Genomic DNA, 12,334 nt, shown 5'->3' on the forward strand with positions numbered 1-12,334 from the left:
GACCGAGCCGAGCCCGCCGTGGGTGACGGGGTTCGCGGAGCGCTCGCCTGGCGGCGTTTCGCGAACCCCGGGCCGGCCCGGGATCGGGGCCCGGAAGCGGGCCGGGAAAGGCGTTTGGATGCCGCCCCGGGGAGCGTGTAAAGTACTCGTGGTCGAGCGGGTAGGACCCGGTCGAGCAAAGTGAACAGCGGGGCTGTAGCTCAGTTGGTAGAGCGCTTGCATGGCATGCAAGAGGTCCGGAGTTCAATTCTCCGTAGCTCCACAAACCAGACCGCCTCCCGGATCCGTCCGGGAGGCGGTCTTTGTGTTGGGTGCGGTCAGGTGTCGAGTGTGGTCACTTCGGGACGAATAGTGTGAAAGCTCTCTTCCGGGCAATGTCTCTTCGTGGCTACGACGAAGGTGGGCGTGCGATGACGGAGAGCGGGTTCTGGGAGCGGGCGATGGATCGGGCGATCCTGCCCGGATACAGCCGGATCGGCTATCGGGTGCGGCGGCGGGCCGGGTTTCCCGCCGACCCCGAGCCGGCCGCACTCAAGGGGCGGACCGTCGTGGTGACCGGGGCCTCGTCGGGGATCGGCGAGGCGGCGGTGCTCGGCCTGGCCCGGCTCGGCGCGACCGTGGTGCTCGCCGGGCGGAACGAGGAACGTGCCGAGGCGGCCCGCCGGCGGGTCGTCGAGCAGGTGCCGGGCGCCGACCTGCTCGCCCGCCGCTGCGACGTGGGCAGCCTGCCGGACGTGGCCCGGTTCGCGAAGGAGTTGCGCGTCGAGCACGGCCCGCTGCACGCGCTGGTGCACGCCGCCGGGGTGATGCCCGCCGAACGCCGGGAGACCGCCGAGGGACACGAGTTGTCCCTGGCGGTGCATGTGCTCGGGCCGCACCTGCTCGGTCGGCTGGTGGCGGCCGATCCCGCGTCCTGCGCGCGGGTGGTGTGGGTGAGTTCGGGCGGGATGTACACCCAGCGGCTGCCGGTGGACGACCTCGAATACGAGCGCGGTCCGTATCGGGCGGCGACCGCGTACGCCCGGACCAGGCGCATGCAGGTGGTGCTCGCCGAGTTGTGGGCCGAGCACCTGGGCGACGGCGGGCCGGTCGTCCACGCCACCCATCCGGGCTGGACCGACACCCCGGGCCTGCGGGCGTCGATGCCGACCTTCCGCCGGGTGAGCGCACCGTTCCTGCGCAGCCCCGAGGAGGGCGCGGACACCGCCGTGTGGTTGTGCGCGGCCGACGAACCGGCGCGCAGCACCGGCCTGTTCTGGCAGGACCGGGTCCCGCGCCCGACCCACTACCGCGCGGCCACGCGCGAGAGTCGGCCGGACCGGGCCTGGTTCTGGCGACGGTGCCAGGAACTCACCCACCCGTGGGTGGGGGAATATGGCGGGCGCTCGCATTGAGTCGTCGGCCGGGTGCTGCGGTCAGCCGAGCGGGAAGGCGAGGCCGTGTTCGTGGGTGGGGCGCGGGCCGTGGATGCGGCGGTCGGCCTCGGCGATCACGACGTCGTTGATGCTCGCCTCGCGGCGGTGCATCAGTCCGTCCGCCGCGAACTCCCACAGTTCGTTGCCGTGGCTGCGCCAGGTCGTGCCCTCGGCGTCGTGCCACTCGTATCGGAAGCGGACCGCGATCCGGTCGCCGGTGTACGCCCACAGTTCCTTGCGGAGCGCGTAGTCCTGTTCGCGGGCCCACTTCTCGGTCAGGAACGTGATGATCGCCGGGCGTCCGGTGATGAAGCGGTCCCGATTGCGCCAGGTCGAATCGGGGGTGTAGGCGAGCGCCACACGTTCCGGGTCGCGGGTGTTCCACGCGTCCTCGGCGGCCTGCACCTTGGCGCGGGCGTCGGCTTCGGTGAACGGGGGCAGCGGTGGCCTGGTCACTCGGACCACCCCGAGTTCTCGATCACGTCGACGAAGTTCGTCCGCTCGAAGCCGGGGACGAACCGGTCGAGTACATCGGCCTTGACGTTGCCGAACGTGGTGTCCGGGCGATGCTCGATGCCCTCGGCGAACGCGCGCAGGATCCGCCGCTTGAAGTCCGGGCGCGGGTGCGCGGCGACCACGGCCGCGCGTGCCTCGGCGGGGATGTCGTCGAGACCGATGCCGAGCACGTCGAGTTCGACGCCCGCGGTCACCAGGGCGATCTCGGGCTCCATCCGGGCCGGGATCCCGGGTGTGGTGTGCAGCGCGACGGCGGTCCAGACGATCCGCGCGGACTCGGCGGACAGCCCGTGCCGCAGCAGGAAGTCGCGGGCCGCGTCGGCGCCGTCGAGTTCGAAGCGCTGCCGCGAGGCGCGGTAGCCGGCGGTCAGCCCGAGGTCGTGGAACATCGCGGCCACGTAGAGCAGTTCGGGGTCGAACGCGAGGCCTCGGCGGCGGCCCTGGAGGGCGCCGAAGAGGTACACGCGGCGCGAGTGGTCGTAGAGGAGTGGGCCGGCGGTGTCCCGGATCAGTTCGGTGGCCTCCTGGGCGAGCGCGCTGTCGGGGACGGTGACGTCGAGGCCGCCGGGGGTGTGGGTGGACATGGGGGCTCCTTTCGAGGTGGTGGGTGGTCCGGTGGGTTGTGCTTCGAGCTTCGGCCGCGGTGGGGGGTCGGTGCCATGTCCATTCGGACGTTGATCCCTCGGATTCGGACACGGGTGGCGGGTAGTTTCGGGGCATGGGACGCAGGAATGTGGTGGTGCTCGGGTACGACGGGGTGCGGCTGCTGGACGTGACCGCGCCGTTGGAGGTGTTCGGGACCGCCGCGCGGATGGGCGGGGCGTACGCGCCGATCCTGTGTTCACCGAGCGGGGCGCCGGTGACCACGTCGACCGGGACCCGGCTGCTGGTCGACGCGGCGGCGGACGAGATGGGCGCGGTGCACACGTTGCTGGTGCCGGGGGCGGTGGATTTTCCGCAGTACGCGCCGCCGTTGGCGCTGCTGGACGCGGTGGGGGTGCTCGCGGCGCGGGCCGAGCGGGTCGCGTCGGTGTGTACCGGGGCCTTCGTCCTGGCCCGGGCGGGGTTGTTGGACGGGCGGCGGGCGGTCACCCATTGGCGGCACGCGGCGGTGTTGGCCCGGAGTCATCCGGCGGTCACGGTCGAGCCGGATGCGATCTTCGTGCGGGACGGCTCGGTGTACACGTCCGCGGGGGTGACGGCGGGGATCGATCTGGCGCTCGCCCTGGTCGAGGCGGACGAGGGGGTCGAACTGGCCCGCGAGGTGGCTCGGGATCTGGTGGTGTTCCTGCGCCGGCCGGGCGGGCAGTCCCAGTTCTCGGTGCCCTCGCGCAGTACGGCCGGCGCCGACGATCCGCTGCGGCCGGTATTGGACGCGGTCGCGGCGGATCCGGCGGCCGACCACTCGTTGCCCGCACTGGCCCGGCTCGGCGGGTTCAGCCCTCGGCATCTGACCCGGTTGTTCCACGAGCGGGTGGGGTCGACGCCGGCGGTGTACGTGGAGGCGGTCCGGATCGAGGCGGCCCAATCGTTGCTGGCGGCGGGGGCGACGGTGACCGCTGCCGCCGCGGGTAGTGGTCTGGGCAGCGACGAGTCGTTGCGCCGGGCGTTCGTCCGGCGTCTCGGGATCACCCCGTCCGTCTACCGGGCCCGCTTTCGCAGCACGACGGGGGCGTGAAGACCCGCCCCGGCGTTCGAGGTTGGCCCGGACCCGGGCCGGGCACGGGTGCGGGGTGACCGTCGTACTCGGGCTCGGCCTCGTCGTCGCGTGGTACCTGCTGCGTGGTCTCGCCCGGCGGTGGGCCTGGGCGCGGCGCCTGGTGAAGTGGCTGAGTCCGTGGACCGCCCGACTGCACGTGTGGGTGCTCTCCGCGCCGATCACCTACACCTACATCGCCATCTTCACCGCGTCCACCGTGGTGCAACGTACGACCCCGCCGCGCCTGATCGACCTGCTGACCAAGCTGAACAGCACCAACCTGTTCCGCCTCGGCCGCCAGCCGGTGGAGGCGCTGCTCACCAGCGCGTTCTGGGTCGCCGACCACGGCTCGGGGCTGGCCACGTACGTGTTCGTGTTCGGCACGGTGGTGGCCTGGGCCGAACGGCGCTACGGGTCGCCGCGGATGTTGCTGATCGGCGCGAGTGCGCACGTGTTCGGGTCGCTGATCACCGCGGCCGTCGAGAAGGGCGCGATCCGGGCGGGCCGGTTGCCGCACAAGATCGCGTACGCGACCGACGTCGGGGTCAGCTACGTCGAGGTCGGCTCGTGCGCCGCCGCGGTGCTGATCATGGCCGGCTGGTTCCGGCTGATCGGCGTCGCGGTGATGTTCGTTACCGTCGGCCTGCCGGTGATCATGGACCACAGCATCTGGGACTTCGGCCACCTGATCGCCACCCTGTGCGGCCTGACCGCCGCCCTCCTGGTCCGGCTGGCCGGACCCCTGCGCAAGCCACCGCCGCTCAGACCCCCCTTGGTCGTAAGCACGGTGACCGACCGGGTAGACTCTTAACGTATTCACGCGGGGCTGTAGCTCAGTTGGTAGAGCGCTTGCATGGCATGCAAGAGGTCCGGAGTTCAATTCTCCGTAGCTCCACGGCAGATCGAAGGCCGCTTCCCGATTCGGGAGGCGGCCTTCGGCGTTTCCGGCTCGGGCGCGGTCAGCGAAACAGGGTGGTCAGGTCGATGTCGATCGCGAAGGGCACGAGCAGCTCGAGGCGGACACGCTCGATGGCGGTGGCCACGTAGGTGCTGGTGGCCGGTTCCAGTTCGAAGACGTGCACGACAGGGAGGTTGTTCTCTTCCTCGATCCGCCAGAAGTGCGGGATGCCGGCCTTGGCGTATTTGAGCGGCTTGGTCTCGCGGTCTCGTTCCTCCGATTCCTCCGAGACGATCTCGACAGCCAGCACCACGTCCGCAGCCACGTAGTGCGTGCGTTTCGCTTCGAGCGGAACCTTGGCGACCACTACATCCGGCTCGGGGCGGTTGCGTTTGCCGAGTTTGATGGGCATGTTCATCTCGACGACGAAGCCGAGTGGCAGGTGCTCGTCCAGGTCTTGCCACAAGCGAGCCATGACCCGGCCGTGAAAACTGCGCTGCGGCGACATCATGAAGACGAGGGCTCCGTCGATCAGCTCGGTGTGCCGAGGGGCGTCGGGTGACAGGGAATCCATGTCGTCTGCGGTCCAACCGTCCGGGGACGGTGGATACATCCAATCCGGAAGCGTCGTCACGGTGTGGCTCCTTTCCTTGCCTTGGTTGGTTGCAGCCTTGGTTTCAGCGTACGGTCCCGCCTGTCTCGCGAGTGGACATCGGCCGATGGTCCGCCGGTCGAGTGAGACGGAGGCGGGGCCGGCCGGCATTCGAGGCCGCGTCGCGGCGGTTGGTGATCACGATTGGGACCGTTCCCGTCACGGTTGCGTGACGGGGAGAACTGGTGGGCGAATGGTCCGGTTTCCGGTCAGTAGTGTCGCCGGACGTGACCCTCACCGCCGTACTCGTGCTGGTACTCGCGAGCCTGCTCGCGATTGCCGACTGGGTGGCCGTCGCCCGGGAGCGACTTCCGCTCGATCGGCTGTTGAGACCTGCGGTGACCCTGGCCCTGATCGTCGTCGTCTGGTCGTTCGACGAGGTCGACGGGGCACTGCGGGCGTTGTTCAGCGTCGCGTTGGCGCTGTCGTTGGTACGGGACGTGCTGGCCTCGCGGTGGTTCGTCGGCGCGGTCGCCGGGTCGTTGCTCGCGCACGGGGTCTATGTCGCGGGCTTTCAGCGGATGGGCTGGTCCTGGTTGTGGGCCGCGGCCGGGATCGTGGTCGTGCTGTTCGCGGCGGGGGCGTACGCGGTGCGGCTGGTCACGGGTGCCCGGGAGACCGCGCCCGCCTATACCGGGATGGTGCTGGTCTACGTCGGCGTGGTGTCGGTGATGGTGGTCGCCGCAGCGGCGACCGGGCGGCCGAGTGCGGTGGCCGGCGCGTTTCTGTTCTACGTCTCGGACACCCTGGCCGGCTGGAATCGGTTCCGGGTCCCGACGCCGCACGCGCCGGTGTTGATCGTGAGCGCCTACCACCTCGCCCAGATCCTGCTCGTGGTGTCGTTGTCCACCGCCGCCGCGCCGGGACTGTGACCCGGCCACCACCGGGCCGGGCGCGACCTGCGGTAACCTGAGGCCATGCGTGCCGTACTGCTGCTTACCGGGCCGCGCTGAGCAGGCCGGGTGGCGGACCATTCCCACCCGACTCGGCGCGGCGACCCCTCCTGAGCGAGGGGTCTTTTCGTTTCCGGAACCGGACGCGGCCGAAGGCTGCCCACACCCCGATGGTTGAGGACGATGACCGAGATGACGCAGGGCCCTGCCGGCAACACCGAAGCCCCGACCGAGCCCTACCGCTACAACGCCGTCCTGGCCGGCGACATCGAGGCGCGCTGGCAGGACCGCTGGGAGGCCGACGGCACGTTCGAGGCGCCGAACCCGGCCGGTCCGCTGGCCGAGCCGGAGAAGGTCGCCGGGCGGCCCAAGATGATGGTGATGGACATGTTCCCGTACCCCTCGGGTGTGGGCCTGCATGTCGGCCACCCGCTGGGCTTCATCGCCACCGACGTCTACGCCCGGTACAAGCGGATGACCGGGCACAACGTGCTGCACACGCTGGGCTATGACGCGTTCGGCCTGCCCGCCGAGCAGTACGCCGTACAGACCGGCACACATCCGCGCGTGACCACCGAGGCGAACATCGCCAACATGCGCCGCCAGTTGCGCCGGTTGGGCCTGGGGCACGACCAGCGCCGGTCGGTGGCCACCACCGACCCCGCGTACTACCGCTGGACGCAGTGGATCTTCCTGCAGATCTTCAACTCCTGGTACGACCCCGAGGCGCCCGGCGTGGCCGGCGGCTCGGGCCGGGCCCGGCCGATCGCCGAGCTGGTCGAGCAGTTCGAGAAGGGCGAGCGGCCCACCCCGGACGGGCGCGCCTGGGCCGACCTGACCGGTACCGAGCGCTCGGCGGTGCTGGACGAGTTCCGCCTGGCCTACGTCTCGCAGGCCCCGGTCAACTGGGCGCCGGGCCTGGGCACCGTGCTGGCCAACGAGGAGGTCACCGCCGACGGCCGCAGCGAGCGCGGCAACTTCCCCGTGTTCAAGGCCGACCTGCGGCAGTGGATGATGCGCATCACCGCCTACTCCGACCGGCTGCTGGCCGACCTGGACCGGCTGGACTGGCCCGAGCCGATCAAGATCATGCAGCGCAACTGGATCGGCCGATCCGAGGGCGCCAAGGTCGCGTTCGACACCGATGCCGCGCCGATCGAGGTCTTCACGACGCGGCCCGACACGCTGTTCGGCGCCACCTACATGGTGCTGGCACCGGAGCACGACCTGGTCGATGCGATCGTCGCCGACGCGTGGCCCGAGGGCATCCCGGCGGTATGGACGGGCGGAGCCGCGACACCGGCCGAGGCGGTCGCCGCGTACCGCCGGTTCGCCGGCTCCAAGAGCGACGTCGAGCGGCAGAGCGAGGGCAAGGACAAGACCGGCGTCTTCACCGGCGCCTACGCGACCAACCCGGTCAACGGCGAACGGGTGCCGATCTTCATCGCCGACTACGTGCTGATGGGCTACGGCACCGGCGCGATCATGGCGGTGCCCGCGCACGACCACCGCGACTTCGAGTTCGCGCGCGCCTTCGAGCTGCCGATCCGGTGTGTGGTCCAGCCCACCGACGACCGCTCGACGAGCGACACCACCGAGTGGGCCGACGCGTTCGTGTCCTACGACGCGACCCTGGTGAACAGCTCCGGCGCGGACATCGCGCTGGACGGCCTGGGAGTGGTCGACGCCAAGAAGGCGATCACCGAGTGGCTGGCCGAGCGCGGCATCGGCGAGGGCACGATCAACTTCAAGCTGCGCGACTGGCTGTTCTCCCGGCAGCGCTACTGGGGCGAGCCGTTCCCGATCGTCTTCGACGAGGACGGCGTGGCGCACGCGCTGCCCGACTCGATGTTGCCGGTCGAACTGCCCGAGATCGACGACTACCGCCCGCGCACGTTCGACCCGGACGACGCGGACACCAAGCCCGAGACGCCGCTGTCGCGCAATGCGGACTGGGTGCACGTCACGCTGGACCTGGGCGACGGGCCCAAGCGGTATCGCCGCGAGACCAACACGATGCCCAACTGGGCCGGTTCGTGCTGGTACGAGCTGCGCTACCTGGACCCGACCAACGCCGAGGTGCTGGTCGACCCCGAGGTCGAGAAGTACTGGATGGGGCCGCGGCACGAGGGTCACCCCGGCGGGGTGGACCTGTACGTCGGCGGCGTCGAGCACGCGGTGCTGCACCTGCTGTACTCGCGGTTCTGGCACAAGGTGCTGTTCGACCTGGGCCACGTGTCCTCGTTCGAGCCGTTCCACAGGCTGTTCAACCAGGGCTACATCCAGGCGGACGCGTTCAAGGACGAGCGCGGCGTCTACGTCGAGGCGAGCGAGGTCGAGGAGCGCGACGGGAAGTTCTTCCTGGGCGAGCAGGAGGTCACCCGCGAGTACGGGAAGATGGGCAAGTCGCTGAAGAACTCGGTGACGCCCGACCAGATGGCCGAGGAGTACGGCGCGGACACGCTGCGCCTGTACGAGATGTCGATGGGCCCGCTGGAGATCTCCCGGCCCTGGGACACCCGCGCGGTGGTCGGTTCGTACCGCTTCCTGCAGCGGCTGTGGCGCAACATCGTGGACGAGCGGACCGGCGCGGCGATCGTGGTCGACGAGCCGGCCGACGAGGCCACCCTGCGGGCCACCCACAAGGCGATCGACGGGATGCGTCGGGACCTGGAGGCGCTGCGCTTCAACACCGCGATCGCCAAGGCGATCGAGCTGAACAACGCGCTGGTCAAGCTGCCGGCGGTGCCGCGCGAGATCGCCGAGAAGCTGGTCCTGATGGTCGCGCCGCTGGTGCCGCACGTGGCCGAGGAGCTGTGGGCCAAGCTGGGGCACGGGGACACGATCACCTACGAGGCGTTCCCGCAGGCGGATCCGGCCTATCTGGTCGAGGACGCGGTCACGTGCGTCGTGCAGATCAAGGGGAAGGTCAGGGCGCGTCTGGAGGTCCCGCCGACGATCGGTGAGGACGAGTTGAAGGCGCGGGCGCTGGCGGATCCGGCGATCGTGGCCGCGCTGGCGGGCGCGGGCGTGCGGATGGTGATCGTGAAGCCGCCGAAGTTGGTGAACATCGTTCCGGCGTAGGTGGATTGCTGGGGTCGGCTCGTCGGTGCGGGTTGGCGGGCCGGCCCTGGGCGATGGTGTGTGCGTGTGTGTGTGTCTGTGTGTCTGTGTGTCTGCGTTGGTGCGGCGGGCGGTTCGGTGGTTCGGGTGGGTTCGGATGGGGTGATTTCCGGACCGTGTCCGGGCGGTTTCCGGGCGGTGACGATCGGTCCGGGGCGCGGGGTTTTCCGCCGCGTGCGTAGCGAACCGGCTTGGCGGGGTTAGTGTGAGGGGATACCTTCCGGCCCCGATCTGGCAGGAGACGCCTCGTGGCCCTCGCCGACGTTCCCGCGACCACCGACTCGTTGGCCGATGGCGCCGAGACCTTCGGTGTGGTGCTCGGTGTGGGTGCGTGTGCGATTTTCGTACTCGTCGGGGTCGTGGTGGGCCTGCTCACGATGGCCCGCCGGGCGGTACGCCGGCGGATCGACCGGCACGCGCCGCGGGTTCGTGGCCTGGTGGAGGACGCCACGTCGAAGGCTCGGGCGTACACCCTCACCGGCGGCTCGGCCGAGGCGGCTCGGCTGCGTGGCTCGGTGCGGCGTTCGCTCGACCACACCCGACGGGTGCTCGAGGCGGGCTACGCGCACGATGCCCAGCTCTCCGAGGCGGTCGCGCTGTTGCGTCGGCTCGACGAGTTTGCCAAGGCGCTGGACACCGACCTGAAAATGGTCGAGCGCGAGCCCGATCGGGCCCGGGTGGACCGCGAGCTGCCCGGCCTCAAGGAGCGCGCGGAGCGTATCGAGCATGCCGCGGGTTCGCTGCGGTGGGCCGTACAGGATCGCGAACGCCACTTGGGCGAGGACGAGTTGGACCGGCTCGGCGCCGATGTCGAACGTGAGGCGGCGGCCCTGCGCGCGTACGCGGACGAGCACCGACCCCGGAGCAAGCCGCTGACCTGAGCAGGCGCCGGCGCCGATCCCCACGACGGGACGCGTCGGCCGCACCGCGGCGCGCGTCACCCGCGTGTCGGGGCGTGGCATGGTGACCGAAAATTGATTGTGGTGTCTCGACTCAGCGACCCGACCCGGGGTAGCCGAGATACCGAACCCGCCCCCCTGTCGTCTCACATCCGGGTGGTTGCCCGCTCATGCCGACGATGCCGACCGATCTCGCCGTGGTCACGGACTCCACGGCCTACCTGCCCGAGGAGCTCGTGGAGCGGCACCGCCTCGTGGTGGTCCCGCTCAAGGTCGTGCTGCGCGGCCGACCGCTGGACGACGGCATCGAGGCCACGCCGGCCCAACTGGCCGACGCGCTGCGCCAACGCCGGATCGTGACCACGTCGCGCCCGGCGCCCGAGACGTTCGCGGAGACCTATCGCGAACTCGCCGAGAAGGGTGCGGCGGGGATCGTCTCGATCCATCTGTCCAACGAGCTCTCGGGTACATACGAGGCGGCGCTGCTCGCGGCGCGGGACGCCGAGGTGCCGGTACGGGTGGTGGACTCGCGCACCCTCGGGATGGGGATGGGCTTCGCGGTGCTGGCCGCGGCCGAGGCGGCGGCCGACGGGGCGACGCTGGAGGAGGCGGCGATCGCGGCGGAGAAGCGGGCACAGGCCGGGTCGGCGCTGTTCTACGTGGACACGTTGGAGTATCTGCGGCGCGGTGGGCGGATCGGCGCGGCGGCGGCGTTCATGGGCACGGCGCTCGCGGTCAAGCCGCTGTTGCACGTGAGCGACGGGTTGATCGGGCCGTTGGAGAAGGTTCGCACGTCGGCGCGGGCGATCAGTCGGCTCGAGGAGTTGGCGGTGGAGCGGGCGGGGGCGGCCGGGGCGGGGCCGGTCGACGTCGCGGTGCACCATCTGGCCAGTCCGGAGCGCGCGGAGGCGCTGGCCGGGCGGTTGCGGGAGCGGTTGGGTGAGGGGTTGGGGGAGCTGTATGTGAGTGAGGTGGGGGCGGTGATCGGGGCGCATGCGGGGCCCGGGTTGTTGGCGGTGGTGGTTTCGCCTCGTCGGTGAGGTGGGGGTGGCGGTAGCGGTGGCCCTGGTGGTGGGGGCTGGGGTGGGGTGTGGGCGTGGGTGCTGGGGGCGTCACCCACGTGGGTGAATTCGGTTTCCACAGGTGGCGGGTTGTGCACAGGGCGGGTTCGGGGCCGCGAGTGCTTGGGCGGAGCGATCTAGCTTCGGGACATGTCGGGTTCCTCTTCGCCTTCGCCTTCGCCTTCGCCTTCACCTTCGTCTGTGTCTTCCCCTTCGCTCTCGCTGTCGCCTTCTGCTTACTCCTCGGCCGCTGCTCGCTCTTCGTCGGCCCCGTACTCGTCGTCGGCTGCGTACTCGTCGTCGTCCGCGCCGCCGAGGTCGGCCGCCGAGCGGGTCGCGGCGTTGTTGGGGTCGCCTGAGCCGGACTTCGAGCAGGGGACGGATGCGCGGCGGCGGTTGGTCGAGGCGGTCGCGGATCGGGTGCCGGCGCGGCTTCGGGTGGGCGTGGATCGGCGGGTGGTGGCTGCGGTCGCGGTGCTCGCACTGGTCGCGGTGGCGCTGGCGGTGGGCGGGTGGTGGCGGGCCCGTCCGCAGAGTGTGGCGGCGCCGGCGGCGGTGGGGTCGGGGCCGGGGGTCGCGGCGGTGGGGGCTCCGGTCTCGGGGAGTGTGGCGCCGGCTTCCTCGGCCGTGCCGCCGACGGTGGCGGTCGGGCCGATCACCGTTCATGTGGCGGGGAAGGTGGCGCGGCCCGGGCTGATCGTGCTGCCGCCGGGGGCGAGGGTGGCGGATGCGCTACAGGCCGCCGGGGGCGCGCTGCCGGCGGCCGATCTGGCCACGTTGAATCTGGCTCGCCCACTGACCGATGGCGAACAGATCCCGGTCGGCGTCCCCGGCGCACCCGTCCAGCCGCCGGCCCAGGTCGCGGCGGGCCCCACGGGCTCGGGGGCCGTGCTCGACCTGAACACGGCGACAGCCGACCAGTTGGACCAACTCCCCGGCGTAGGGCCGACCTTGGCCCGCCAGATCATCGAGAAGCGCACCCAGTTGGGGCGCTTCGCCAGCATCGACCAACTCCGCCAGGTCCGGGGCATCGGCGACCGCAAGTACAGCGACCTCAAACCCCGGGTGCGGGTATGACGCACCACCTCGACCTCCGTGGCTTCGGGACACGGACGTGGGCGGTGGCCACGGGGGTGGTTGCGTTTCGGCCGGGGTGGGGGCGCGGCTGATGGGTCATG

At 70.9% G+C, this 12,334-nt stretch carries 11 protein-coding genes and 2 tRNA genes; 10 read left to right on the forward strand and 3 right to left on the reverse strand.

All coding sequences use genetic code 11. The features are described from left to right. Nucleotides 1-189: 189 nt before the first annotated feature. Together ABIA38_RS00360 and ABIA38_RS00365 are read left to right on the forward strand one after the other, a co-directional pair. Nucleotides 190-262 (forward strand) — tRNA-Ala (locus tag ABIA38_RS00360). Nucleotides 263-410: 148 nt separating this feature from the next. Beyond that, on the forward strand, nucleotides 411-1,394 hold the full coding sequence (locus ABIA38_RS00365; protein WP_424636286.1) for an SDR family NAD(P)-dependent oxidoreductase: 984 nt from the start codon (nucleotides 411-413) through the stop codon (nucleotides 1,392-1,394). 21 nt (nucleotides 1,395-1,415) lie between these two features. Here ABIA38_RS00365 and ABIA38_RS00370 read toward each other — a convergent pair whose 3' ends face one another. Together ABIA38_RS00370 and ABIA38_RS00375 are read right to left on the reverse strand one after the other, a co-directional pair. Further along, the gene (locus tag ABIA38_RS00370) at nucleotides 1,416-1,871 is read right to left on the reverse strand and encodes a DUF1348 family protein (protein WP_424636287.1); all 456 of its coding nucleotides are present in this window, start codon (nucleotides 1,869-1,871) and stop codon (nucleotides 1,416-1,418) included. Further along, on the reverse strand, nucleotides 1,868-2,515 hold the full coding sequence (locus ABIA38_RS00375; RefSeq protein WP_424636288.1) for an HD domain-containing protein: 648 nt from the start codon (nucleotides 2,513-2,515) through the stop codon (nucleotides 1,868-1,870). The genes ABIA38_RS00370 and ABIA38_RS00375 overlap by 4 nt, the downstream gene beginning before the upstream one ends. A 134-nt stretch (nucleotides 2,516-2,649) precedes the next feature. On the opposite strand from ABIA38_RS00375, the gene ABIA38_RS00380 reads away from it, so the two are divergent. From ABIA38_RS00380 to ABIA38_RS00390, 3 genes are all read left to right on the forward strand, one after another. Then, complete coding sequence (locus tag ABIA38_RS00380; RefSeq protein ID WP_424636289.1) at nucleotides 2,650-3,609, forward strand: GlxA family transcriptional regulator; 960 nt, start codon at nucleotides 2,650-2,652, stop codon at nucleotides 3,607-3,609. Nucleotides 3,610-3,664: 55 nt separating this feature from the next. Continuing rightward, nucleotides 3,665-4,441: a rhomboid-like protein gene (locus tag ABIA38_RS00385; RefSeq protein ID WP_424636290.1), complete on the forward strand. Its 777-nt coding sequence runs from the start codon at nucleotides 3,665-3,667 to the stop codon at nucleotides 4,439-4,441. A gap of 11 nt (nucleotides 4,442-4,452) precedes the next feature. Then, a tRNA-Ala gene (locus ABIA38_RS00390) sits at nucleotides 4,453-4,525 on the forward strand. 64 nt (nucleotides 4,526-4,589) lie between these two features. Here the strand turns inward: ABIA38_RS00390 and ABIA38_RS00395 are convergent. Beyond that, nucleotides 4,590-5,162 (reverse strand): Uma2 family endonuclease, encoded by a 573-nt coding sequence (locus ABIA38_RS00395; protein WP_424636291.1) that lies wholly within the window; start codon nucleotides 5,160-5,162, stop codon nucleotides 4,590-4,592. 245 nt (nucleotides 5,163-5,407) lie between these two features. On the opposite strand from ABIA38_RS00395, the gene ABIA38_RS00400 reads away from it, so the two are divergent. The 5 genes from ABIA38_RS00400 to ABIA38_RS00420 all read left to right on the forward strand — a co-directional run bounded on the left by ABIA38_RS00400 (nucleotide 5,408) and on the right by ABIA38_RS00420 (nucleotide 12,233). Further along, nucleotides 5,408-6,052: a lysoplasmalogenase family protein gene (locus tag ABIA38_RS00400; protein WP_424636292.1), complete on the forward strand. Its 645-nt coding sequence runs from the start codon at nucleotides 5,408-5,410 to the stop codon at nucleotides 6,050-6,052. Between the two features lie 204 nt (nucleotides 6,053-6,256). Then, nucleotides 6,257-9,157: a leucine--tRNA ligase gene (gene leuS / locus ABIA38_RS00405; protein WP_424636293.1), complete on the forward strand. Its 2,901-nt coding sequence runs from the start codon at nucleotides 6,257-6,259 to the stop codon at nucleotides 9,155-9,157. A gap of 287 nt (nucleotides 9,158-9,444) precedes the next feature. Continuing rightward, nucleotides 9,445-10,077 (forward strand): hypothetical protein, encoded by a 633-nt coding sequence (locus ABIA38_RS00410; protein WP_424636294.1) that lies wholly within the window; start codon nucleotides 9,445-9,447, stop codon nucleotides 10,075-10,077. Between the two features lie 197 nt (nucleotides 10,078-10,274). After that, complete coding sequence (locus tag ABIA38_RS00415; protein WP_424636295.1) at nucleotides 10,275-11,135, forward strand: DegV family protein; 861 nt, start codon at nucleotides 10,275-10,277, stop codon at nucleotides 11,133-11,135. Nucleotides 11,136-11,498: 363 nt separating this feature from the next. Beyond that, entirely contained in the window at nucleotides 11,499-12,233 is a 735-nt protein-coding gene (locus ABIA38_RS00420) for a helix-hairpin-helix domain-containing protein (RefSeq protein ID WP_424636296.1), read from the forward strand. The last annotated feature ends 101 nt before the right edge of the window (nucleotides 12,234-12,334 follow it).

This window comes from Embleya sp. AB8 (assembly GCF_049739465.1).
Lineage (GTDB): Bacteria > Actinomycetota > Actinomycetes > Streptomycetales > Streptomycetaceae > Embleya.